Consider the following 23405-nt stretch of genomic DNA (forward strand, 5'->3'; position numbering starts at 1 on the left):
CGCTGTTGCAACCAAAAACCGCTGCGAGGCAAGTTATCAGTCGTTTGATCGAAATCCAGTCAAATGTTCATCGATCAAGTGTTTGATCCTAAAGGGTCTCGCATTTGTCGCAGTTGAAAGTTCCGGTAGGCCTTAGGACGATGATCTTGGCGCGACACGCATCGCAAAAAGGGAGTGTAACCCTTTTGAAACTAAACGCTAAGCGTTCAAACTGGGGGTGCTTTTCAGATGCCTTGCTCTTTACCTGAGGTACAACCAGATCTCGCATCAAACATTATGACCAGCGAGCTACTCGGTTCATTACTATGCCGTCATTCACACGGTGGGTGCAAGAACCCGCCATCCAAGATCTGTTTCGGTGATGACCGATCAAACGTCTGCTTTGTAGTGTGCCAGAAACATCGCGACGCAATCGTCCAATACATCTTTGGGCGTCGGGTTCTCGCCAAGGAAGAACTCTGGCCAGAAGAAGAAGTTTTTTACAAGCGCCAGAAGCTGGTTGGTCGCAAGAACCGGATCAGCCTTTCGGATCACGCCTGCATCCATGGCTTCGCTGATCAGCCTCGTTATTGGGTAATCATGTGTTGCTGTTTCAGTGAAGAATTGCCGGGAACGTTCAAGGTCACGGATCAATTCTGAGATGACCATCCGGTTCAATCCGATGGCGGTCTCATCGGTGATCACCCCAATGTAGCGCCACAAGGCGTTCTTCAGTTGCTCAACGAAGTCTCGATCCGGATCATAGGGCACTGGCTCCATGCTCCGGTTCTGCTCCAGCATGATCTGTGAGATCGCCTCGAAAAGGGCCTCCTTGCTCTCGAAGTGATTGTAGAGCGTGCGACTCGATACGTTCGCTTTTTTGGCAATGGAGGTGGTCTTGGCCCCCAGAAACCCCTGTTCTTTGAATTCATCGATGGCTGCGTCGATGATATCTTTTCGTTTTTTTTCAGTGCGCTTCAAGATTTCAGCCTCAAAAAGTAAAAAGACATGTTTACAAAACACTGCCCATCACCATAAGTAAACACAACGATTTACTTTAGCAAGGCGCAATGCTGCCTGATCCCGAAAGGACCAAGACCATGACAACTCAAAATCTCACAGCGGGCAAAAACGAAGTCACCTTCAAATCCTTTGGCGTGGATTTGGCGGGCGATCTCTACCTGCCCGAGGGCTTTGATGAGACCAAGACCTACAAGGCCATCGTGGGGGCCAGCCCGTTCCCTCAGGTCAAAGATCAGATCCCGGCTACTTACGGGCCGGAAATGGCCGCGCGGGGTTTCATCTACCTCGGTTTCGATTACCTCGGCATGGGCTCGTCCCCTGCGCTGCCCGGAGAGTACAAGCAATCCCGCTACATGTTCCGGCTGATCGAAAACACCTGGGACGCCGTGTCTTACCTCGGCACTCTGCCGTTCGTTGACGAGATTTACGGTCTGGGTGTTTGCCAAGGCGGCTCGATCATCGCATCCGCCGCCGTGACCGATCATCGCATCAAGAAGATCGCCATGGTGTCGGGCATGATGGCGGCTGATGGTTTTCAATGGACCGACCGCGATATGGTCAATCAGCAAATCGCGGCCTCGAACGCCTCGATGCAGAAGATGTATGAAACCGGCGAGCCGGATTATGTCGAACCATTTGGGCTAAATGATGAGCAAACCCGAGAAGAATTTGTTGGATCGGGTGTCAACCCGATGGCCGGAGAATCCTATGACTACTACGGACGCGATGGAGTCAAAGGCCCGGTTGCGGTTCCGACCTATACCAACATGCATATCGGCGATCAGGGCATGCAGTCTCTGATTTCCATTGGAGAGGCTTATGCCGATAAGATCGTGCAGCCGTCCCTAACCATCTACAGCAGCACGGCCTTTACAGCGCCGTGCTCCACCCAATTTGTCGCGAAGTTGACGAATGAACATGAGGAGTTGGCTTTCGATGAATTCAGCCACGTGGACTTCTACTACAAGCCAGATGCTGTGAAGGCGTCGACGGACGCTGTTGCTGAATTCTTTGGCAGATAAACAGATTAGGCGGAGGTCATTCCGTGACCTCCGCCATTTCGATTGATGGAGCGCGTATCAATTGATCGTGCACTCGGGAATTTTACCGTCATCCCATGTGCTTGTCGAAGAACTCAATCATCGTTTCGGGATGTTCCCCGAAGAAGTTGTAGCCGATGAAGCGCCGCGTATCGCCGTCCTCGATCCAGTGCAGTTTCTTTTCTTCACCCGGATTCAGGTCAAAAGTGGTCTGAACGTCTTCGGGGATCGTCCAGACATCATCCTTGTTCTGCACAGTGTATGTCGGCATGGTAACGTTTTTGGCGTGAAGATGAGGGGTCATTTTGTCCAAGGGCAAGCCTTTAATCTTTTCAATCTCTTCGCCCAGAACGTTATGAAACGCAGCCAGCCCCATCGCGTCCATCGATACCTTTGACATGACATTGATGGACGCGGGTTGCGTGCAAACAAACGCTTTCACGTCATCAATGTATTTGAGGCATTCCGTCATGGTGTGCATCACGACACTGAGCCCGTGAATTGGTAACTTTTGCACTCCTGCGAAACACAATTGACAATTTTGGACTCCATTTTACAGAATCGGCCATGATCCATCCAATTGATCGCAAGCTAGATATCGTTGTCCTGGTGAGTCCGCATTTCAATGTTTCGGCGACTACGTCTTTCGTGGATCCTTTCAGAATAGCCAATTACCTGACAGGTTCGGCTCGATTTTCTTGGACCTATGTCTCGGACCTCGGTGGACCAGTTGAGTCTAGCAGCGGCCTAGTCGTTGACACTGCCCCATTGGCGGCCGTGACGGGGCGCAAGCCCTGGCTGGTTCTGGTGAGTACAAGTTGGTCACCTGAACGTCACGGAACATCTCAGTTTAAGGTGGCCCTTCAGAAGTGGGAGGCGTGCGGAGCAATCGTTGGCGGCTTGGATACTGGTGCGATTGTTCTTGCGGCTGCTGGACTGCTTAACGGCAAGACAGCGACGGTTCACTATGAGCACATCGATGCCTTTGCTGAAATGGCCCATGATACCACAGTGTCAGAGAACATGATTGTTATGGATGGAAAGATGTTCACTTGTTGCGGGGGTTCCGCAGCGACTGATCTGGGTTTGCGGTTTGTGCACTCTGTCGATGGTGAGAGTATCGCCAATGCATCTGCGCGATATCTTATTCATCACAATGTACGCGGTGAGGGCCAATCACAGAACCCCAAAGACGTGGAGCCACTGGGGTATGTCACCTCTGGGGTGGTAAGGGACGCGATCGACTTGATGGAGGCACATTTGGAAGCCACTTTGTCGATCCCTGAAATATCAGCGAGGTTGAAGATTTCGCAACGACAACTTAGCAGATTGTTTCGGCAATATGTCCAGAAGTCGCCGATCGAGTACTACCGTGACATACGCCTTGATCGCGCGCGTGGACTAGTAACCCAAACAGAGCTGAAATTCAGCGAGATTGCAGAAGCATCAGGATTTAACGGGCAAGTTCATTTCAGCCGGGCATATCGAAGCCGTTTTGGCCTCACACCAACTGCAGACCGTATTGAAGGCCGTACTCCATTCGAGTTCCGCGCGTGGCCAATGTTCAAGCCTGATATTAAGTCCGAAGGTGTTGGGTAGCTTTTTGCATCGCCGTAAGCATCTTGTCGCGTTGCGCTGATAACTCTTCGGTGCTTTGCCCTTGAGTTTGATCGTTAATGCCATCGACCAGTTTATTGATGACATCCTCATCAAGACGAGGGTTGCCCAGGTCGTCCCACCAGCCATTGAATGTATCCTTGAAATGGTCACAGAAGGCCCGCAGACCGCCGTCGCCTGCACCCAGGTGGAAAAGCGTCGTCGGACCCATCGCGGCCCACCGCAATCCCGGGCCGGCCCACATCGCTTTGTCGATGTCTTCGACGCTCGCAACGCCTTCAATCGCCATATGGACGGCCTCGCGCCATACTGCAGCTTGTAAGCGGTTTGCGACGTGTCCTGGCATGCCCTTCTTGATCCGGATCGTGACTTTACCCAGATCTTCGTAGAACGTCTCTGTTCGGTTTAGAACATCTGAACCGGTTGCGTCGTTCGCCGTCAACTCGACCAGCGGAATGAGATGTGGCGGGTTGAACGGATGACCTAAGATGAGCTTACTCGGATCGCGCCATCCCTGTTGGAGAGCCTCGAGTGTTAAGCCGGATGTTGAGCTTGAAACTATTGCATCAGCACCCAACTCTGGCTCAACTTCCGCATAGGTGGAATGTTTGATCGGCAACCGCTCGGGCACATTCTCCTGAATGAACTGCGCGTTTCGCACGGCCTCAGCTGCGGTCGGTGCAAAGGTGATCGCATCTCGGGTGGCGTGGCCAACTTGGCCCAATTCTTCCAACGCAGGCCACGCCTTTTCAATGTATTTACGGACGGATGCCTCAGCGTTCGGATCGGGATCAAATACAGTCACACTGCGACCCGACGCGAGGAACAGCGCTGCCCAGCTTGCCCCGATGACACCGGCTCCGAGAATGGCGGTTCTTTCGATTTCCGACATCAGAACAGTCCCGGATTCAGGGGGGATGCCGCAGTCATACCACCGTCCACAGTGAACAGTTGGCCAGTCGCAAAAGACGACTCGTCAGAAGCTAGCCAAACAGCCATCGCAGCAATGTCTGCGGGCTTACCAAAGCGTTTGACCGCATGGCGTGCCAGCGCGTCTGATCTAGCCTTTTCCGGGTCATGGGCGAGTTCGAATGCTGCGTCCAGCATGCCCGTCTCAATCCATCCCGGGCAGATTGCATTGCAGCGCACCGCAGGTCCATGGTCTACCGCGACAGAGCGTGTAAGCCCATGCACAAACGCTTTTGAAGCATTGTAGAGCGCCATCGACGGGTCAGCGGCATTGCCCGAGATCGAACCAATGTTGATGATCGAACCACCCTGAGACATTTTCGGAACAAAGGCGCGGCAACAGTTAAAAACGCCTCGTGCGTTTACTCCCATCACCAAATCCCAATCCGCGTCTGAGCTTTCGGTCACTGTTTTTTCGACCTGAACGCCGGCGTTGTTTACCAGGATATCTACCAGGCCGATTGTTCGGGCAGTACGTGCAACCGCTTCGGGATTGGATACATCCAGCGTATACCATGCTACGTGATCCGGTAGATCATCTGGCTTAGGGCCGCGCCCGCAGGTGGCGACAGCCGCACCTTCGGCTGCGAAGGCCTCAACGATGCCGCGACCAATGCCCTGTTTGCCGCCGGTAACAAAGGCGCGTTTCCCAGCTAACCGCATCAGTGTGCCACCATAACGTGACGGACTGCGGTGTAAGCATCCAGCGCATAGACCGACATATCGCTGCCCGTGCCTGAGCCCTTCATCGCGGCCCATGGCATCTCGGGGGTCGCAACCCCATGCGTGTTTACCCAGGTGAATCCATAGCGCAACTTGGACGTCATTTGCATTGCTCTCCCAACATCTCGTGTCCAAACCGATGAGGCCAACCCGTAAGGTCCGTTGTTGGCGGTCTTCAACGCATCTTCTGCCTCAGAAAACCGAGAGACAGTTACAACGGGTCCAAAAACCTCATTGCAGGCGATCTCTGCTGTGTTGTCGACATTGGCGATGACTGTCGGCTGGTAGAAAAAGCCGTCTTCTTCGCCAGACACCCCACCGGAAACGATTTCAGAGCTGCTGCGCGCGCGATCCACAAAACCCGCTACACGATCCCGCTGTGTCGCAGAGACAAGCGGGCCCATTTCCGTTCCTTGAGCTTTCGGTGCACCGATCTGGATCTGGCCAACCTGATCGGCAATCGCGGCCACAAGTTTGTCGTAAACTCTGTCTGCAACCATCACGCGGCAAGGCTGTGCGCAGTCCTGACCGGCATTGAAGTAGCTGCCATATCGGATCGTCTCGGCCACAGCATCGAGATCAGCATCATCAAAGACAATGACTGGCGCCTTGCCGCCCAATTCCAGATGAACGTGTTTAATTTTCTGGGAAGCAGCCCGCATTGCAGCCATGCCTGTCGCCGGAGAACCCGTAACACTGATCCCTTCCATCTGTGGGCTGTTCATCAGGGCATTCCCCACGCCGGGCCCGCGACCATGGATCACGTTAAGCACGCCTTTTGGCAGAACATCTTGTAACAGTTCTGCAAGTCGCAGAGTAGATAGCGGCGTGATCTCGGACGGTTTCAACACCACCGAACATCCTGCCGCAATTGGTGCAGCAATCTTCCAGGACGCCATCATCAGCGGGTAGTTCCAAGGGGCGATGGCGGCGACAGGGCCAATGGGGTCGCGCCGGATCATCGACGTATGACCCGCGACATACTCTCCAGAGGCAGACCCCATCATGGTGCGCGCAGCCCCGGCGAAAAAGCGAAAGACATCAATCGTCAGCGGCATTTCATCATCATGAGCCGATGGCCAGGGTTTTCCCACATCTAGGCTCTCAAGTTCTGCCAACTCATGGCTGTTCGCCTCGATAACATCAGCTATCTGACGCAAGATTGTAGCGCGTTCTGCAGGGGTCGTAACCGAAAAGGTCTCAAATGCCTCTGCTGAGCCGCGCACCGCCGCCTCGATCTGTGCATCGCTGGCTTCTTTTGCGGTACCAATAACCTCTCCTGTTGCAGGGTTCAGGATGTTCAAGGCGTCGCCGGTGCCTTCAACCATTTCGCCGTTAATCAACATGTTCGTCTGCATATGCGTCTCCTCAGAAGCCAACCTGATCGCCGCCTTTTAGTGCGAGCCGCATGCGCGCTTCTGCTGGCGTCGCGACCGTAAGGCCAAGGTTTTCAACGATTGATCGGATGCGCGTGACCTGTTCCGCGTTAGATTTTGCCAACTCACCCTTGCCGATGAACAGGCTGTCTTCGAGACCGACACGCAGGTTACCGCCCCGCATGGCGCTTTGGGTCGCAAATGGCATTTGGTGACGACCAGCGGCAAGGACCGACCATTCGTAATTCTCTGCTCCGAACAGCTTATCGGCTGTGTTGTGCATGTGGGTCAGATGGTCGGCATCTGCGCCAACGCCACCCAAGATGCCAAATACCATCTGAATGAAAAATGGCGGTTTGATCAGGCCCTGATCCACGAACCATTTGACGTTGTAGAGATGTCCAAGATCATAGCATTCGAACTCGAACTTGGTGCCGTGATCTCCACCAAGTTTTTCGATGGCGTAACGAATTGTTTTGAAAGTGTTGGGAAAGATAAAGTCTTCCGTCATCTCCAAAAATGGCCGTTCCCAGTCGTGCTGAAACTCGGTGTATTTCTGCAGCATCGGAAAGATACCAAAGTTCATGGATCCCATGTTGAGCGATGCCATCTCTGGGCTGGTAGATGTCGCCGCCAGCAGCCGCTCATCCATCGACATCCCCAAGCCGCCGCCGGTCGAGACATTCATCACAACATCGGTGGACTGCTTGATTACGGGTAGAAACTGCTTGAACAGCTCAGGTCGGGGATCGGGTTTTCCTGTCTCCGGGTGCCGTGCGTGCAGGTGAATGATTGATGCCCCTGCCTGGGCCGCCTCAATACTGGCCGTCGCAATCTCGGCCGGTGTAATCGGCAGATGCGGTGACATTGACGGCGTATGGATGCCTCCGGTCGGCGCGCAAGTGATAATGACTGGCTTGGGCATCAGAGCTTCATCTGCTGCACTTGTGCAGACAGCCCCCCGTCCAGAACCCACAACTGGCCAGAGGCATAGCGCGCCTCGTCCGAGGCAAGCCAGTTGACCAGATTTGCAATATCCTCGGGCGTCCCGTAGGTCCGCATCGGATGAACATCGCGCACGGCCTTTTGCAGCGTTTCAATGTTGCCACCTCCTCCGCCGGATCCATCGCCGTTGAAGAAGCTCTGCAGCATTGGAGTGTCGATATAGCCAGGGCAGATGGCATTCACCCGGATACCTTCTGGGCCATGATCGCAAGCCATTGCGCGGGTCAAAGCGTGAACTGCACCCTTGGTCGCGCAATAGGCCGCAAGCCCAGGGTCTGCGATGAACCCGTCGTAGGAGCCAAAATTGATAAGGCTTGCGCTATTCCCTGTCTTCGCCGCTTCGCGCAGCAATGGGATGGCGTATTTCGAGGTCAGGAACGTGCCCGTGGAATTAACCGCAAAGCTTTGATTCCATTCCTCCAACGTGGTCTCTTCAACCGTTTTTTCGATCTCGATCCCCGCCGCGTTCACTAGGATGTCCAACTTTCCGTGTGCGGCGCGCACATGATCCATCGCCGCAACCGAGTCTGCTTCTTGAGTCACATCCAGCTTAACAAAATGACTGCCGTCGTCGTCGTGTTGATCTAACGACCCTTCCGGTGTGAGGTCAGCGGCAAATACCGTTGCGCCTTCTCTTAGAAACCGAGCGACAATCGCGCGCCCGATCCCACCGCGGGCACCAGTCACGAGAGCAACTTTTCCGTTCAGCATCATTGGTTTCAATCCTTCAATGGCGGATAGCGGTAGCGGCGTGCAGCCACTGTCCAATCCATATTGTTGCGTACATACTGCTGACTTGCATCGGACGGCGGGTTGTAGTCCCAAGGCTCGCTGGCACCGGCCTTCATCGCGGCATGTAATGCACGGCGCGATTTTTGCGTGGCGATTATCTTCTTTCGCAAAGCACTGCCGTCCCACCGTTCGGCGACTTCGGCTGCAAAACGAGTTTTCGCGTCGGAGTAGCTTGGGTCCGAAGCTAAATTCTTCGTTTCCATCGGGTCAGCACCCAGGTCATAGAGCTGCGGTGGGTCGCTATCACAATGAATATATTTTAAGGGCCCGCGCCGGATCATGATCACAGGATAGCCCGTCATCTCGGCACAATATTCTCCGATCGCCTCATCAACTGAATCTTCTTCACCCCGAGCCAAAGGCATAAGGCTACGACCGTCGATCGGCTCTCCGATCATCGTCTCATCACCGCCGCCGATGTCGATAAATGTCGGCAAAAGATCGATCAGTGACACTGCATTTTGAGCGGCCCCAACTGAGATGCCTGGCCCGGCCATGACCAGTGGAACGCGTGCGGAGTGTTCGAAGAAGTTCATTTTGTACCACAGCCCACGTTCACCCAGCATGTCGCCATGGTCGGCTGTGACAATCACAATGGTGCTGTCCAACTCGCCCGTTTCTTCGAGTGTTTGAACCAGCTCTCCGATTTTGCTGTCGAAGTAACTGACGTTTGCCAGGTAGGCATGGCGCGCGCGCAGGATTTCTTCCTCGGTCAGTGGCACATAAGACGCTTCGATCCCATCCAATAAACGTCGTGAAAAGGGGTCTTGATCCTCCAACGCGGGCACAAACGCGGGCAAGTCAATTTCATCATCCGTATACAGGTTCCACCATTCGGGCCGCGCAACGTAAGGATCATGCGGGTGAATGAAGCTCACCACCATCGCAAAGGGCGCATCGTTCCCACGTGCTTTGTCTCGGGCAACATCGAAGAGCCAGCGATTGGCGGCAAAGCCAACTTCGTCGTCATAGTCGATCTGGAAGGTAGCGTGGGCAACGCCGCTTTCCTTCACCGTTTGCATGTTGTGATACCACTTGTCGATCCGCTCGTCCTGGGCCTCCCAATCCGGGGTCCACGCAAAATCAGTAGGATAGATGTCGGTTGTCACACGATCCTCAAACCCATGCATCTGATCCGGTCCGACAAAATGCATCTTGCCTGCCAAACAAGTACGATAGCCCAGCGATTTCAGATAATGCGCAAATGTCGGCACCGAAGCCTTGAACTCGGATGCATTGTCGTAAGCTGCGATGCGACTGATGTGCTGACCCGACATAAAGGAAAACCGTGAAGGCGCACAAAGAGGGGAATTGCAGTAAGCTGCATCAAAGCGCATGCCGCGCGCGGCCAACGCGTCAAGATGTGGCGTCTTGGCGACCTTATGCCCGTACGCCCCTGTGAAATGCGGAGCCAATTGGTCCGCCATGACCAAAAGGATGTTTGGCCGCGTCACGTGGCACCTTTTGCGTAAGCGTCCAAGACTAAGCCATGGAAGTGATGAACGGCGTGCTCGGACTTGCCGGACCCGTCCGGGTCATTGACGATCCGACCTTGGGTGAACGCAGGTGTATTCATCCCGCGCTGCACACTTTCGACGAGGCTGATATCTTCGACCTGAAGTACCTCGTCCAGATAGCGAATTGCATCCAGCTCCATCGCGTCAGGTTCCGGCGTCTCAAGGAAGAAGTCATAGGTCTCAAGCGTCCGATCTGGCCCAACAGGGATGATGTTCAACACGATCATGCTGGACCGTCCGGGATATCGCATTAGGCAAGTGGTTGGATAGAGCCACCAAACCGCGTGAGTTTTCACCGTGGCGTTCGAAACGTCATAGGCGGTATTTGGACTGTTGCCTGCGTCAGCCATATGGCTGGAGTAAATGCCGTAGGTTGTAACCTTGTAGGTATCCATATCCACGAGGTCACAAAAATCCTTATGGGCCGTAGGGCAATGATAGCACTCAAGGAAATTGTCCACGACGTTCTTCCAATTCGACTTGATGTCGTAGGTCAGACGGTGGCCAAAAGTGAGTTGATCCACATCCGGTGCCCAATGGCGCACCTCGGTTTCCAGGTTTCCGGATTGCTCTGACAAAGAGGCAGCCGTCGGATCCAAATTGACAAAAACAAAGCCGCAAAACTCTTCGACCTGCACTTCGTCGAGGCAAATCTCATCCTTGTTGAAGTCTTCGAGGTTTTCAGTATGTGGCGCACGCGCCAATTGCCCGTCAAGCTTATAGACCCAGGCATGATAGGGGCACATAATCCGTGTGGTATTGCCTTCGCCTGATAGCAGTTCATGGGCACGGTGTTTGCATACGTTGTAAAAGGCGCGAAGCTTACCCTCTTTGTCGCGCACAACCGCAATAGGTTGACCGGCAACATCCACTGTTACAAAGGACCCCGGCTCTCGTGTTTTCTCGACATGACACACCCATTGCCAAGTTTTGGAGAGGATGGAGCGAAGGTCTGCGTCAAACCACTTGTCCTGTGTGTATGCCGCAGCCTGTAACGAGCTAGAGCGTGATGGATCGACGTGATAGCCCAAGGAAATTGTTTCTGAATCGGTCATGCTGCCCTCTCCCGTTAAACTTAAACCTATTTCAAGTGAGATTCGGGGATATGCTTAATCGGCCGCTAGTTTGATCATTTTCGACAGTTATTTGACCTGCGGGGACTCTGTTTCAATCTCTCGAGCGCCGGATTTAGTCGAGGAGCAATTCAACCCTTATAGGTGTCGGACTTGTCAAAAACGAAACAATTCAAAGGATTATCGGAAGCTCAAGCGTAACGCTCGCTCCTCTTTCGACTTGGTTGATTAAGACTGATCCGTCGTGGCGCTGCGCCACCGCAGAGACGATTGACAAACCCAGGCCACTGCCTTCGGAATATTCCAACTGGGAGAACCGACTAAATGCAGTTTCGCTTTGGTCGGGCGAAAGGCCAGCGCCGTCATCAGCGACAGTAAGCCTAACGTTTCCGCCGTCAGAACGCAGGACGACTGAAATGCGGCTCAGTTTAGCGCCACCGTGCTTAACAGCATTGTCTAACAGGTTCTTTAGAGCTTCAGTTAGAAACACCTGATCACCTGATACTATGACCGCCGTCTCGGGCATCGTGACATCAAACTCGATGCCTTTTGCAAGAATGTGAACTCCCATTTCTGCGCAGGCTTCTTCGACAACCGAGCGGAAATCAATTTCAACCATTTGATCTTGGTGCGTCGGTTGCCTGAGCCGTTCAAGTGATAGCAGTTGTTCAGCGACTGTTGCTGAGTTCTTTGCCGCTGCGACAAGCTCGATGATGCGTTTATCGCGGTCTTCATCGGTTTTCGCATCTCGAAGCGCTTCGGCCATCGACTGAACGGCGGCCGCAGGGTTACGTAGCTGATGTGCCGCTTCGGATATGAACACCTGATGGGCATTGATACTTTTTTCCACCTGTCCAAAGAGTCGATTCAAGGTTTTGACGACACCTTGAACCTCGACCGGTACCGGGCGTTTGATCTCACTCAGGTCATCTGGTGAGCGCAGGTCGATTGCGTCCTGTAAATCCAGGAGGGGCCGCAGCCCGCGAGCAACTCCGAACCATACCACAAATGCCAGAGTGGCAAGTAGGATTCCCATGAGAATTCCTGCGCGGATTGACAGCTCATTTGCAAACGCGTTGCGATCCGCCATACGTTGCCAAACTGTGACCGTCGCATCTCCTATGAGATTTTCTATGGTCACACGTTCTGTCAGCTTAAGAACTCGCACCGGCTCGTCGCGATAGAGTGCTTCGAAAAACTGCGGCCTGTTCGCCTCTTGTGCAAACGGGTTCGCGGGTGCCGGAGGGTATGCATAGCCAGTCACGTAGATGCCACCCGGGCCCGTAACATGATAAAAGATCTCTCCGCCCGACGCGTCGCGGATCAAGCTGCGCGTGGTGGGCGAAAGTGCGTCACCTCCTGAAATCGCAACATCTCGTGAAATTGCAAGACCGGCAGATAGCAGGCTGTCGTCAAACAGCTCCTGAGCCGTTTCCTGGGCAATCATAAAGCGCCAAAGCCCAAGAAGGATCGCAAGCAATACCAAGGGTGTCAGGATAAGAATGAAGAGTCGTAGCCTGAGGGAGCCGTGCCTGATCACTTCTGCACCTCAAGAAGGTACCCCAGACCGCGCGCTGTCTTGATCTTAATGCCGAGATTCTGAAGGCGTTTTCGTAACCGCGAAACATGAGGTTCAACAGCTGAGTCATCGACATCGGCCCCAACGCCATAGACATAATCTGTGAGTTGGCTTTTAGGAACAATTCTGCCCCGACGCTCCAACAGGCATTCAAGCACCGCTATTTCCCGCCGTGGTATATCCATGACTTGGCCCTGAACACTAACCTGACGCGATGCGCGGTCGAATTCGAGGCTACCGATGCTCTCCCGCGCTCCGTAGTCAAGTTCTTTGCGCCGAGAAAGTGCTCGGACGCGTGCTTCTAACTCGTCCATTTCGAAGGGTTTTACCAGATAGTCATCTGCGCCCATATCCAAACCGGTCACCCGGTCGCTTGTTTCGGTGCGCGCTGTTAGCAGGATCACGGGCGCACTGTCACCACGTTCGCGAAGCGACCTCAGGATGTCCAACCCTGACCGGCCGGGTAGGTTGATATCCAGAACGATCAAATCCGCGCCTTCTTGTTGAAGGTACAGGTCAGCCGCATCTCCGTCAGTCAGTATATCTGCCGCATGACCTCGGTCACGAAGGCGATAAGCAATGGCATTGGCGAGTGGCTCATTGTCCTCGACTATGACGATCCGCATTGGGTCTCCTGCAAGTTTCGCGCAAGGTTGGCGCTCCATGATTGCCAGATGGGAGGGGGAATCAACCCCACAGTTCTATTTGCGATCACGGTAGCGCCGGGGGCGATGACGTGATTGTCTGGTCAACAGGGAGGAACCAATGACCATTTCCAACTTCACCCGTCGCGCCGTCGTGGGGCTGATCGCCGCCGCCGGTATCGCTGCACCTGCCGCTGCCGAGGTTGATTTCTCGGGCAAGACCATCGAATGGGTCATCCCGTTCTCGGAAACGGGTGGTTCGGCGAAATGGGCCAACTTCTTTGCGCCGCTTCTGTCCGAAGCTCTTCCGGGTCAACCGACCGTGGTCGTGAAATTCATGCCGGGTGCTGGTTCGACCAAAGGCGCAAACTGGTTCCAGGAACAAAGCCACGATGATGGAACCTTGTTGTTCGGCACTTCCGGTTCAACTCAATTCCCTTATCTGCTGAGCGATCCGCGCGTGCGTTATGAATACAACGACTGGATCCCGGTTATGGCGTCCGGGACGGGTGGTGTCGCCTATCTGAACGCAGAAGATGGTGCCAAGTTTGATGGCTCCGCAAATGCGTTGAAAGACACGAACTTCATCTACGGCTCGCAGGGCGCAACGCGTCTGGATCTCGTGCCGCTGTTGGCATGGCAAATGCTGGGTATGAACGTTGAGCCAGTCTTTGGCATCAAAGGCCGTGGCGATGGTCGTCTGATGTTCGAACGTGGCGAAGCTAACATCGACTATCAGACCTCATCCGGCTATTTGGGTGGATCCGCCCCGCTGGTTGAGGCCGGTCAGGCTGTGCCGATGATGACCTGGGGGGCGCTGGATGCCGATGGAAACATCGTCCGCGACCCGACCTTCCCTGATATTCCAACCTTCAAAGAGGTTTGCGAGGCAACGGATGGTTGTGAAACCAGTGGCGAGGCGTGGGACGCTTGGAAAGCGTTCTTTGTCGCAGGTTTCCCGGTTCAGAAGTTGGCTTTTCTGCCTGGTGATACACCACAGGAAGTGGTCGACGCCTACACCGCAGCGTTTCAGGCTGTGACCGAGCGCGGCGACTTTGCTGATATTTCGTCCAAACGCGTCGGTAAGTACCCGGTATTTGTGGGCGACGGTTCCAAGGCGGCGCTGCAAACCGCGACAAACGTCGACGACAATGCCAAAGGCTACGTTCTGAACTGGCTCAAAGAAGCCTATGGTGTCGAGCTGAACTAAGCCCACACACCACAGCGCGCACTCCAATGTCGGGTGCGCGCTTTTTCAAACACAAGACAGTATATGAAAGGCGGCCGCTATGGAGGTTTTCGCCACCGCTCTTCCTGCGCTCAATGATGCGTGGGGTTTGATCCTGCAACCTATCGTACTGGGGTATCTTGTTCTCGGTGTCGTTATGGGACTGGCCGTAGGTGTTTTCCCGGGACTTGGCGGTATTGCCGGTTTGTCCTTGTTGCTTCCTTTCATGTTCGGGATGGACCCAATCCTTGGTTTGGCGCTGATGATCGGGATGGTCGCCGTTGTTCCGACCTCTGACACCTTTGCTTCTGTTCTTATGGGGATCCCCGGCAGCTCCGCCTCTCAGGCAACTGTCCTAGACGGCTTCCCAATGGCGAAGAAGGGTGAGGCCGCGCGGGCACTATCTGCCGCGTTCGCTTCATCGCTGTTTGGCGGTTTGGTCGGCGCAACCTTCCTAACAATGTTCATTCTGGTCGCGCGGCCCATCGTTCTGGCGTTTGGTCTACCAGAGATGCTGATGATCACCATCCTCGGCCTTTCCATGGTTGCCATTCTGGCTGGGCGCATCCCCTTAAAGGGCGTCGCAGCTGCTGGGCTTGGGTTGATGGTTGGCACAATTGGTGAGGCGGACGCTGGCGGTTCGCTCCGTATGGCAACCTATGACATTCCGTATCTGACAGATGGTTTGAAGCTGGTCATCGTTGGATTGGGCATCTTTGCCGTTCCCGAAATCGTCTCGCTGCTGCGGCAGGATCGATCGATTGCCAAAGGGGCTTCGCTGGGGGCGGGTTGGCTGGACGGCGTCAAAGACTGGGCCGCGAATATCTGGCTGTCTGTTCGCTGCTCGATCATCGGGGTGGTCGTTGGCGTCATTCCCGGCCTAGGCGGTTCGGTCGTCGACTGGATCGCTTACGGCCATTCGGTTCAATCGACCAAAGATAAAAGCAACTTCGGCAAGGGCGAAGTACGTGGCGTCATCGGGCCGGAAAGCTCAAACAACGCCAAGGAAGGCGGCGGGCTGGTGCCTACGCTACTGTTCGGCATTCCCGGCTCGGGCTCGATGGCGATCTTCATCGGTGCAGTGGCTCTGTTGGGATCTGGTGACATCGAGGTCGGTCCAAGCATGCTCAAGGACAATCTCGACATCACCTATTCGATCGTTTGGCTTTTGGCGCTTGCCAACGTCGTGGGCACCATCCTGTGCATCGCGGCTTCCGGAGGCATCGCCAAGCTGACAACGATCCGCTTCACCTATCTGGCACCTTTCCTGTTCATGCTGATCAGCTTTGCAGCCTTCCAGTCCGGTCAGAACTTCGAAGACCTTCTGGCGCTGTTCGTGATCGGCCTGATCGGGATCTTCCTGCGCCGGTTCGATTGGTCGCGCCCTGCCTTTCTTATTGGGTTCGTGCTGTCGAACCCGGTTGAGAAGTTTACCAATCAGGCGTTCCAGATTGCCTCATTCCGGTTCCGCAAAAGCTTTGGTGAGGGCATGGAGTATGTCTTCAGCCCGATCGTGATTGTTCTGATCTTGGTCACTGTGGCTTCGGTCATTTTAGGAATTCGGCAGGCTAAGATGATCATGGCCGAAGGTGAAGTCCAGTCTGGCAGCAAGCGCGCGCCGTTGATCTTCCTGCTGGTGATCATGGCCTACCTAATCGCGGCATTGATCAACGCCAACATGATCCCAGACTACAACATGACCGACAAGATCATCCCGTTGGTGATCGGCAGTGTGTCCTTGTTCTGCTGCGTGATCCTGCTGATCCAGATGATGCGGAGACCCGAGGGTGATGCAATCTTTGCCGATAAGGAAATTGCCGGTGAAGATGCGAGCGCTCCGCATGGGCTTTGGTCGACGTTGGCGTGGTTTGCAGGTCTTATCGCGGCAACGTGGGTTGTTGGTTTCATCCTAGCCCTGATCGGGTTTCTGATTGCCTTCTTCCGCATTCGAGCCGGTTCAAGCTGGCAGATGACGCTGATCCTGACAGCCTGCGGCATCGGTTTCATGTGCGTCATGGCAGGCGCTCTGAACCGGGATTTCCCACCGGGACTGTTGCAAGACATGGTGAGCCTGCCATGGCCACTGAAATGAATGCTCCACTGAGGTCCGGCCTGCGAAGCAGGCAGGTCGGACAAAGCTGAAAACACAACAGTTTTTGACGGTTTGTAGAGGAGGGGTTCGAGATGACCCAGACAGCAATCCCGTATATTTTCATGCGTGGCGGCACTTCGCGGGGGCCCTATTTTCGTCGCTCTGACCTGCCCGTGGATATGGACACGTTGGCTGATGTGCTGGTCGCTGCCCTAGGGGCCGGGCAGGCGTTTAACATTGACGGAATCGGTGGCGGTACTGCTGTGACGACCAAGGTAGCCATGTTATCTGTCAGCGATGATGAATGGGCCGATATCGATTATTTCTTCGCGCAGGTTTCGGTTGAGGAAAAGCTGGTCGACTTCAAGCCAACTTGCGGAAACATTCTTTCCGGCGTCGCTCCGGCCGCAATTGAAATGGGTTTGTTTCAGCCTCAAGGCGATGAGACCGTGGTCCGGATACGCGCAGTTAATACGGGTGCGCGAGTGGTTGCCAAAGTGCAGACCCCGGGTGGTGAACTGGCCTATGAGGGCGATGCCGAGATTGCCGGAGTTCCCGGGCAATCTGCACCGGTACAACTGAGTTTTATGGGAGTTGTGGGTTCGGCAACGGGTGCATTTCTGCCCACCGGAAATCTGCGCGATACGGTGCAAGGGGTCGAACTGACCTGTATGGATGTCGCCATGCCTATGGCTATGGCCCGCGCCACCGATTTTGGACTAACTGGGTATGAAAGCGCAGAAGAACTGGACGCCAACCGCTCGTTCTTTGCCCAGATGGAGGCAGTTCGGATCGAAGCCGGGGAACTGATGGGTATGGGGGATGTATCGAAATCGGTAACCCCCAAATTCGGGCTGTTGGCACCAGCCGAAGAGGGCGGAACCCTTGCAGTTCGGTATTTCATGCCATGGAAAACTCACCCGACAATGGCCGTTACGGGTGCGCAGTGCATGGCGTCTTGTGCTTTGACGCCCGGAACCGTCGCTGATGGGTTGTTGAACCGACCTAAGGCAAGCCCGGCTGAAGTTGTGCTGGAACACGCTTCTGGGAAGATTGATGTGCTGGTGGACTTCTCGAATGACGGGGACTTCAACGTAAACTCTGCTGGTCTGGTGCGGACTGCGCGAAAGCTTGCAGATGGGCATGTTTACATACCCGGATCTGTGTGGAGTGGCAGTTGAAACTGGGATCTCCGTTATGTATACTAAGGTATACAATATGAAGGTGCCACGATGAACAATTATTCTGAATGCCTCGATATTGCGCGTCAGGAACTAAGGCTGGCGCAGTCGGTCCTGCGGCGGGACATTGCGGAATACCCGACACCGATCGCCGGGTGCGATGAGCAGTTCAACCATTTGCTGGATCAAAGCGAGCGGGTCCGCAATGCGCTTGCAGCACTCGATACGCTGCATTTTGTGCCGACGCCAAGAAAACTGAACACCGGGCAGGGTGTGGAAAGTCGATGAAGGTTCACATTCTGGATGATTGGTTTGATACACTGCAGGGCTTGCCTTGTTTTGGAAAGCTATCCGACCACGAAGTGAAGATCTGGACAGATCATGTCGAGGATACCGATGAATTGGCGGCACGGTTGCAGGAGGCCGAGGCGTTGGTTCTGTTTCGCGAACGCACCAAGGTAACCCGCGACTTGATCGAAAAGCTGCCGAACCTGAGATTGATAAGTCAGCGCAGCGTGTATCCGCACGTTGATGTGCAGGCATGCTCGGACAACGGTGTTCTGCTGTGTTCAAACATGCATGGTGGAACGCCTTCGTATGCTGCAGCCGAACTCACTTGGGCGCTGATCATGGCTGGGATGCGCGATTTACCGGCGCAGATGGCCTCGGTCAAAGCGGGGCGGTGGCAGGCCGGAGTTGGCAAGACGCTGAGAGGGCGGCAGCTGGGACTGTACGGCTATGGCCGTATCGCACGCGCTGTCGCGGGCTACGCCGAGGCATTTGGAATGAATGTAGTCTGGTGGTCCTCAGATGAAGGTCGGGTTCGGGCGCAGGCAGATGGTGTTCAGGTCGCCGCGAACCGCGAAGCTTTCTTTGCCAACAGCGATGTTGTCTCGATCCATGTTCGCCTGAAGCCAGGCACAAACGGCATCATTACTGCGTCGGACTTCGCGCACATGAAGCCGGGATCACTGTTTGTGAATACATCCCGTGCTGGCCTTATTGCAAAAGGGGCATTGCTTGGGGCGCTGAATGCCGGCCATCCCGGGAAGGCCGCAATCGATGTCTTCGATTCCGAACCCCTCAATGATCCGAAAGACCCCTTGCTTTCGCATCCAAATCTGATTGCGACGCCGCATATCGGCTTTGTGACCGAGGATGAGTTCGATCTGCAATTTTCGGACATTTTCGATCAAGTGAACGCCTACGCTGCAGGCGCTCCGGTTCACATGATCAACCCCGAGGTTTGGACCAGCGCAGGATAAGGTTGGCCGCTATCGGCGCACCGATGATTACCAACACGATCCTTGTCAGATGATGTGTGATCACAAAGCCCAGATCCGCGCCTGAGACGATGGCCAGAACTGTCATTTCTGCCTGCCCGCCGGGGGCAAAGGCCAAAAATGCCTCGACCGGTTGGCCCAGCCCCAAGGTGGTGACAACGGCAGTGAAAGCGGCCGCCAGAACGGCGAGGACAATGACATAGGCGATGCCCGCCGCTACCACACGGCGTAGTTCGACCCATGTGACACCTACGAATTTCACGCCGATTCCGCAGCCGATAAAGAACTGAGCCGCAAGGATGGCCTCGCGAGGCGGTCGGGTGTGAATGAAGTCGCCCAGTGACAACGCAGCCGTCAGGATCATTGGCCCTAGAATCGACGCCCCGAACAAGCCGATCCGCTCACCGCCTTTCCAGCCGACAAAGGCAGCAAGAACCATCAGCGCCAATTCATGTATCGGCAGGTTGCGCGCGGGCTCTCCGATTGGGTTGGTGAGTTGGGCGTCGTAAAACACCGTAAGAAACAGAGGGGCCAGCGTTACAATAATCAGAACGCGGGTTCCGTGGATTAGGGACAGCGTTCGCGGGTTAGCGCCAGCCTCGGCCCCGAAGATTATCATATCCTGCAATCCGCCGGGCATGGCCGCGTAAAACGCGGTCGTGGTATCAAAGCCCCAGACCTTGCGGAAGAATGGCACTCCGACCAGCGCGATCAGCAGGATAAAGAACGGGATCAGTGCAATCGACGCTGCCATCTTCGGCAGTTCTGCAAATAGGGCTGGGGTAATCGAAGCCCCTACAGCCACGCCGAGTATGGTGCGCGCCGCAATCGAGACCTGACCAAAGCCTTCCATTGGAGCATGAGCCAGAGCCGCGATCAGACACGCGCTCATCGGGCCGAACAGAAAAGGCAATGGCAGATCCAACGCCCAGAATAGCCCTGTGCCAAGAAGTGCCAAGCCCAGTGTTAGGGCCCGCTTCGCTAGGAGAGAAGGTGTATTGTTCTGGGTGGGCAAAGTGCAGCTTCCGACAATATTGACTCACTATGTATCCAAATGTATACAAATGGACGCAAGAAGACAAGTGAGCACGCGATGACCATTCAGGACGACCCCTTACAGCCTGGCCCGCAAGGCAATTCGGCGTATCAACGCCTGTTGGATGAGATTCGCGAGGGTACCCTTCTGCCCGGCGAGCGCCTGCGCGAGATTGAGCTGTCTGAACGGTTGGGTGTCAGCCGAACACCGGTGCGCGAGGCGATCCGGCAGCTGGAGACCGACGGCCTGGTCACGCATGTACCGCGGCAGGGCGCGACCGTCCGCAGTCTGGATTACGCCGAGGTGATGGAACTCTATGAGATGCGCGCAGTGCTCGAGGGCACTGCGGCCCGTCTAGCAGCGCGTGCGGCGTCGGATGTCGAATTGGACGAGTTGGATGTTTTGAATGATCGTTTGGCAGAGGCTGGCACAGGTCCAGACGCGGCTCGGATCAACCGGATATTTCACGCCACGCTTTTGGATGCAGCCAAGAACCGATTTCTCGCGAAATCCATGTTGTCCTTGCAGAAGGCGCTGCTGATCCTTGGGCCGTCGCAATTGTTGGACGGAGATCGGGCCGAAGCGGCAGTCGCTGAACATCGGCGTATTATGGCCGCGCTGAAGGCACGTGATGGCGCGGCGGCCGAGACAGAAATGCGCGGGCATATTCAGGCCGCACAACGAATGCGTATCCGGGCGTTGCAGGAACGCGATCGGACAACCGACGAAAATCACTAGGTAGACAGGATATGGCCACCCAAATGGAAGCTTACGATATCGCTGTGATCGGTGGCGGGAACGCTGCTTTATGCGCCGCGATGACCGCCGCCGAAGCCGGTGCCCGCGTTCTGATACTGGAAACCGCACCAAAACCCTATCGCGGAGGAAACTCGCGCCATACGCGCAATTTTCGCTGCATGCATGGTGGCCCTTTGGGCCCGTTGATCGAAGAGTATAGCGAAGACGAATATCTCGCGGACTTGATGAAGGTCACCGGCGGCAAAACTGACGAGCATCTGGCCCGCCTCGCGATCCGCACTTCCGAGGAATGCCTGCCATGGATGGAAGAGCACGGTGTCAGGTTTCAACCCTCTCTTTCCGGAACACTTTCTTTGGCGCGGACAAATGCCTTTTTTATGGGAGGCGGGAAGTCTCTGGTGAATGCTTATTACCGAACTGCGGCGGGTTTGGGTATCGATGTTTTGTATGAAGCCGCCGTCACGCATTTGGAGCTGAACGGGGATCGGATCGAATGGGTCGACTATACCTATGAAGGTCAAAACCACCGGATAATGCCAAAGGCAGTCATCGTCGCCTCGGGCGGGTTTCAGGCCGATACGGATTGGCTGACCCGTGCATGGGGTGAGCCTGCAAAAAACTTTCTGATCCGAGGCACTCCTTATAACCGAGGCGTGGTCCTGGCTGATCTTCTGGACCAAGGCGTCGAGAGTGTTGGCGACCCGACCCAATGCCACGCCGTTGCTATCGATGGGCGTGCACCGAAATTTGACGGTGGTATTGTCACCCGTCTGGATTGTGTGCCGTTTTCGATCGTCGTGAACAAGGATGCCGAGCGCTTCTACGATGAGGGCGAGGATGTCTGGCCCAAGCGTTATGCAATCTGGGGGCGCTTGGTGGCAGCCCAACCAGATCAAGTTGGCTATGTGATCATCGACGCCAATTCGTTGAATCTGTTCATGCCGTCGGTGTTTCCACCGCTGAAGGCAGATACGTTGGAAGAACTGGCCGGGATGATGGGCCTGCCTGCCGAAAAGTTGACCGCAACAATCGCTGAATTCAACGCCGCCTGCGGAGACACCAGCGCCTTTCATCCGACAGAGCTGGACGGCGTTTCAACATCTGGCTTGAACCCGCCCAAGACCAACTGGGCGCGTCCGATCACCGAGCCGCCATTTTACGGTTATTCGCTGCGTACGGGCGTAACCTTCACCTATTTGGGCCTCAAAGTCGACGATGCCGCGCAATGTTCGAGCGCCGACGGCAAAATCAAAAACATGTGGGCGGCTGGCGAAACCATGGCGGGCTCGATCCTTGGGCAAGGTTATCTAGCCGGTTTCGGCATGACCATCGGAACCGTCTTTGGACGCATCGCAGGACGTGAGGCCGCCGCTTATGCAAATTGAATTGATACAGGAAGCCCGCCGTCAGGCTGAAATTTGCAACGCCTGCCGCTATTGCGAGGGCTATTGCTCGGTCTTTCCGTCGCTTCATGCGGAACGCGCGTTCTCGGATGGGGACATCACGCAACTGGCCAACCTGTGCCACAACTGCCGCGGCTGCTACTACGCCTGCCAGTACACAGCCCCGCACGAGTTCGACCTGAATTTGCCGAAGGCTCTGGCCGAGGTACGGAGGGACAGCTGGGAAAGCTTCGCATGGCCGCAGCCGTTGGCGCGCCGATTTCACACCCATGGCGGGGCGATTGCGCTGGCACTTGTGGTCGGATTTGCCCTGTTGTTCTGGGCAGTTCGCGCGATAGGTTCCAGCGGAGGGGACGGGTTTTATGCCGTTCTGTCGCATAATGCGATGGTTGCGATTTTTGCTCCGGCATTCTTGCTGCCACTCTTTAGCATTGCCATCAGCCTAAGGCGCTATTGGGTCGAGGTGGGGGGAAAACCCATCAAAATGGCGGACCTGCTGGCCGCCTTCAAACGAGCGGGTAAAATGCAGGATCTTGCCGCAGGTCATGGTGAAGGCTGTAATTTTGAAGAAGAAGACCGGTTCAGTCAGGCGCGACGTCATATTCACCACGCGATCATGTATGGCTTCCTGCTTTGCTTCGCGTCGACCTCGATTGCAACGGTTATGCATTATGGCTTTGGAATGCATGCGCCGTACGGGTTCTGGTCTTTGCCCAAACTATTCGGAATCTCCGGCGGTGTGTTGTTGACAGTGGGTTGCTGCGCCATGGCAATTCTCAAGCAAAGGTCCGATCGCAATCTCGGTGATGCTTCGGCATGGGGCGGCGATATCGGTTTCATCCTGTTGCTGGGATTCGTCGGTTTTAGCGGACTTGCTCTTTACGCTTTCGGATCAACGGCTTTGATGCCCGCGTTGCTTGCTATTCATCTTGGATCGGTCCTGACATTCTTCCTGCTAACGCCCTACACCAAGATGGCCCACGGTTTCTATCGGCTTGCTGCTCTTATCAAGGATGCGCAACGGAGAAGAGATAGTTACTAGGCTGCGGCGACCCTGTCGCCCCTTGGGAAGCGGTAGAAAAGTAA

22 protein-coding genes are annotated in these 23405 nt (G+C 55.1%); 10 read left to right on the forward strand and 12 right to left on the reverse strand.

Features of this window, described 5'->3' with window-relative positions:
- Positions 1–369: 369 nt before the first annotated feature.
- Positions 370–960 (reverse strand): TetR/AcrR family transcriptional regulator, encoded by a 591-nt coding sequence (locus ACR0I1_RS16480; RefSeq protein ID WP_480707341.1) that lies wholly within the window; start codon positions 958–960, stop codon positions 370–372.
- Positions 961–1079: 119 nt separating this feature from the next.
- On the opposite strand from ACR0I1_RS16480, the gene ACR0I1_RS16485 reads away from it, so the two are divergent.
- A complete protein-coding gene (locus tag ACR0I1_RS16485; protein ID WP_480707342.1) occupies positions 1080–2024 on the forward strand; it encodes an alpha/beta hydrolase in 945 nt (314 codons plus the stop codon).
- 88 nt (positions 2025–2112) lie between these two features.
- On the opposite strand, the gene ACR0I1_RS16490 is transcribed toward ACR0I1_RS16485, so the two are convergent.
- Positions 2113–2559, reverse strand: a complete 447-nt coding sequence (locus tag ACR0I1_RS16490) for an alpha/beta hydrolase (protein ID WP_480707343.1) — start codon at positions 2557–2559, stop codon at positions 2113–2115.
- Between the two features lie 50 nt (positions 2560–2609).
- Between ACR0I1_RS16490 and ACR0I1_RS16495 the strand changes: the two genes are divergently transcribed.
- The gene (locus tag ACR0I1_RS16495) at positions 2610–3641 is read left to right on the forward strand and encodes a GlxA family transcriptional regulator (RefSeq protein WP_480707344.1); all 1032 of its coding nucleotides are present in this window, start codon (positions 2610–2612) and stop codon (positions 3639–3641) included.
- Here ACR0I1_RS16495 and ACR0I1_RS16500 read toward each other — a convergent pair.
- From ACR0I1_RS16500 to ACR0I1_RS16540, 9 genes are all read right to left on the reverse strand, one after another.
- Positions 3619–4551: a 3-hydroxyacyl-CoA dehydrogenase NAD-binding domain-containing protein gene (locus ACR0I1_RS16500; RefSeq protein WP_480615304.1), complete on the reverse strand. Its 933-nt coding sequence runs from the start codon at positions 4549–4551 to the stop codon at positions 3619–3621. The two genes, ACR0I1_RS16495 and ACR0I1_RS16500, sit on opposite strands and share 23 nt — an antisense overlap.
- Positions 4551–5291, reverse strand: a complete 741-nt coding sequence (locus tag ACR0I1_RS16505; RefSeq protein ID WP_480707345.1) for an SDR family NAD(P)-dependent oxidoreductase — start codon at positions 5289–5291, stop codon at positions 4551–4553. The genes ACR0I1_RS16500 and ACR0I1_RS16505 overlap by 1 nt, the downstream gene beginning before the upstream one ends.
- Entirely contained in the window at positions 5291–6709 is a 1419-nt protein-coding gene (locus tag ACR0I1_RS16510; protein ID WP_480707346.1) for an aminobutyraldehyde dehydrogenase, read from the reverse strand. The genes ACR0I1_RS16505 and ACR0I1_RS16510 overlap by 1 nt, the downstream gene beginning before the upstream one ends.
- A 10-nt stretch (positions 6710–6719) precedes the next feature.
- Positions 6720–7652, reverse strand: a complete 933-nt coding sequence (gene kce, locus ACR0I1_RS16515) for a 3,5-dioxohexanoate:acetyl-CoA acetone transferase (protein ID WP_170395496.1) — start codon at positions 7650–7652, stop codon at positions 6720–6722.
- Complete coding sequence (locus ACR0I1_RS16520) at positions 7652–8443, reverse strand: SDR family NAD(P)-dependent oxidoreductase (protein WP_480707347.1); 792 nt, start codon at positions 8441–8443, stop codon at positions 7652–7654. The genes kce and ACR0I1_RS16520 overlap by 1 nt, the downstream gene beginning before the upstream one ends.
- 8 nt (positions 8444–8451) lie before the next feature.
- Positions 8452–9978, reverse strand: coding sequence for a choline-sulfatase (betC, locus tag ACR0I1_RS16525; RefSeq protein ID WP_480707348.1), 1527 nt, complete (start codon positions 9976–9978; stop codon positions 8452–8454).
- Positions 9975–11096, reverse strand: a complete 1122-nt coding sequence (locus tag ACR0I1_RS16530) for a ring-hydroxylating oxygenase subunit alpha (protein ID WP_170636277.1) — start codon at positions 11094–11096, stop codon at positions 9975–9977. Before ACR0I1_RS16530 ends, betC begins: the two co-directional genes overlap by 4 nt.
- Positions 11097–11286: 190 nt before the next feature.
- The gene (locus tag ACR0I1_RS16535; protein WP_480707349.1) at positions 11287–12654 is read right to left on the reverse strand and encodes a sensor histidine kinase; all 1368 of its coding nucleotides are present in this window, start codon (positions 12652–12654) and stop codon (positions 11287–11289) included.
- On the reverse strand, positions 12651–13319 hold the full coding sequence (locus ACR0I1_RS16540; RefSeq protein ID WP_480567518.1) for a response regulator transcription factor: 669 nt from the start codon (positions 13317–13319) through the stop codon (positions 12651–12653). Before ACR0I1_RS16540 ends, ACR0I1_RS16535 begins: the two co-directional genes overlap by 4 nt.
- A 139-nt stretch (positions 13320–13458) precedes the next feature.
- On the opposite strand from ACR0I1_RS16540, the gene ACR0I1_RS16545 reads away from it, so the two are divergent.
- From ACR0I1_RS16545 to ACR0I1_RS16565, 5 genes are all read left to right on the forward strand, one after another.
- A complete protein-coding gene (locus ACR0I1_RS16545) occupies positions 13459–14547 on the forward strand; it encodes a type 2 periplasmic-binding domain-containing protein (RefSeq protein ID WP_170402506.1) in 1089 nt (362 codons plus the stop codon).
- A gap of 79 nt (positions 14548–14626) precedes the next feature.
- The gene (locus tag ACR0I1_RS16550; protein WP_170565303.1) at positions 14627–16657 is read left to right on the forward strand and encodes a tripartite tricarboxylate transporter permease; all 2031 of its coding nucleotides are present in this window, start codon (positions 14627–14629) and stop codon (positions 16655–16657) included.
- A 92-nt stretch (positions 16658–16749) separates the two neighbouring features.
- On the forward strand, positions 16750–17838 hold the full coding sequence (locus tag ACR0I1_RS16555) for a 4-oxalomesaconate tautomerase (RefSeq protein ID WP_170565300.1): 1089 nt from the start codon (positions 16750–16752) through the stop codon (positions 17836–17838).
- Positions 17839–17889: 51 nt separating this feature from the next.
- The gene (locus tag ACR0I1_RS16560) at positions 17890–18126 is read left to right on the forward strand and encodes a hypothetical protein (RefSeq protein WP_170391780.1); all 237 of its coding nucleotides are present in this window, start codon (positions 17890–17892) and stop codon (positions 18124–18126) included.
- Positions 18123–19103, forward strand: a complete 981-nt coding sequence (locus ACR0I1_RS16565) for a D-2-hydroxyacid dehydrogenase family protein (protein ID WP_170392732.1) — start codon at positions 18123–18125, stop codon at positions 19101–19103. Before ACR0I1_RS16560 ends, ACR0I1_RS16565 begins: the two co-directional genes overlap by 4 nt.
- Here ACR0I1_RS16565 and ACR0I1_RS16570 read toward each other — a convergent pair.
- Complete coding sequence (locus tag ACR0I1_RS16570) at positions 19072–20136, reverse strand: AbrB family transcriptional regulator (protein WP_480707350.1); 1065 nt, start codon at positions 20134–20136, stop codon at positions 19072–19074. The genes ACR0I1_RS16565 and ACR0I1_RS16570 overlap by 32 nt on opposite strands.
- 78 nt (positions 20137–20214) lie before the next feature.
- On the opposite strand from ACR0I1_RS16570, the gene ACR0I1_RS16575 reads away from it, so the two are divergent.
- Genes ACR0I1_RS16575 through tcuB form a run of 3 tightly spaced genes read left to right on the forward strand, consistent with a single transcriptional unit; the run spans position 20215 to position 23361 of the window.
- On the forward strand, positions 20215–20895 hold the full coding sequence (locus tag ACR0I1_RS16575) for a GntR family transcriptional regulator (protein ID WP_170392730.1): 681 nt from the start codon (positions 20215–20217) through the stop codon (positions 20893–20895).
- Between the two features lie 11 nt (positions 20896–20906).
- On the forward strand, positions 20907–22301 hold the full coding sequence (gene tcuA / locus ACR0I1_RS16580; protein WP_480707351.1) for an FAD-dependent tricarballylate dehydrogenase TcuA: 1395 nt from the start codon (positions 20907–20909) through the stop codon (positions 22299–22301).
- Positions 22291–23361, forward strand: a complete 1071-nt coding sequence (tcuB, locus tag ACR0I1_RS16585; RefSeq protein ID WP_480707352.1) for a tricarballylate utilization 4Fe-4S protein TcuB — start codon at positions 22291–22293, stop codon at positions 23359–23361. Before tcuA ends, tcuB begins: the two co-directional genes overlap by 11 nt.
- The last annotated feature ends 44 nt before the right edge of the window (positions 23362–23405 follow it).

The organism is Ruegeria sp. B11 (assembly GCF_056539785.1).

Coding starts and splice junctions, on each gene's coding strand:
- ACR0I1_RS16485 (WP_480707342.1), top strand. CDS start 1,080: ATGACAACTCAAAATCTCACAGCGGGCAAAAACGAAGTCACCTTCAAA.
- ACR0I1_RS16495 (WP_480707344.1), top strand. CDS start 2,610: ATGATCCATCCAATTGATCGCAAGCTAGATATCGTTGTCCTGGTGAGT.
- ACR0I1_RS16500 (WP_480615304.1), bottom strand. CDS start 4,551: ATGTCGGAAATCGAAAGAACCGCCATTCTCGGAGCCGGTGTCATCGGG.
- ACR0I1_RS16505 (WP_480707345.1), bottom strand. CDS start 5,291: ATGCGGTTAGCTGGGAAACGCGCCTTTGTTACCGGCGGCAAACAGGGC.
- ACR0I1_RS16510 (WP_480707346.1), bottom strand. CDS start 6,709: ATGCAGACGAACATGTTGATTAACGGCGAAATGGTTGAAGGCACCGGC.
- kce (WP_170395496.1), bottom strand. CDS start 7,652: ATGCCCAAGCCAGTCATTATCACTTGCGCGCCGACCGGAGGCATCCAT.
- ACR0I1_RS16520 (WP_480707347.1), bottom strand. CDS start 8,443: ATGCTGAACGGAAAAGTTGCTCTCGTGACTGGTGCCCGCGGTGGGATC.
- ACR0I1_RS16530 (WP_170636277.1), bottom strand. CDS start 11,096: ATGACCGATTCAGAAACAATTTCCTTGGGCTATCACGTCGATCCATCA.
- ACR0I1_RS16540 (WP_480567518.1), bottom strand. CDS start 13,319: ATGCGGATCGTCATAGTCGAGGACAATGAGCCACTCGCCAATGCCATT.
- ACR0I1_RS16545 (WP_170402506.1), top strand. CDS start 13,459: ATGACCATTTCCAACTTCACCCGTCGCGCCGTCGTGGGGCTGATCGCC.
- ACR0I1_RS16550 (WP_170565303.1), top strand. CDS start 14,627: ATGGAGGTTTTCGCCACCGCTCTTCCTGCGCTCAATGATGCGTGGGGT.
- ACR0I1_RS16555 (WP_170565300.1), top strand. CDS start 16,750: ATGACCCAGACAGCAATCCCGTATATTTTCATGCGTGGCGGCACTTCG.
- ACR0I1_RS16560 (WP_170391780.1), top strand. CDS start 17,890: ATGAACAATTATTCTGAATGCCTCGATATTGCGCGTCAGGAACTAAGG.
- ACR0I1_RS16565 (WP_170392732.1), top strand. CDS start 18,123: ATGAAGGTTCACATTCTGGATGATTGGTTTGATACACTGCAGGGCTTG.
- ACR0I1_RS16575 (WP_170392730.1), top strand. CDS start 20,215: ATGACCATTCAGGACGACCCCTTACAGCCTGGCCCGCAAGGCAATTCG.
- tcuA (WP_480707351.1), top strand. CDS start 20,907: ATGGCCACCCAAATGGAAGCTTACGATATCGCTGTGATCGGTGGCGGG.
- tcuB (WP_480707352.1), top strand. CDS start 22,291: ATGCAAATTGAATTGATACAGGAAGCCCGCCGTCAGGCTGAAATTTGC.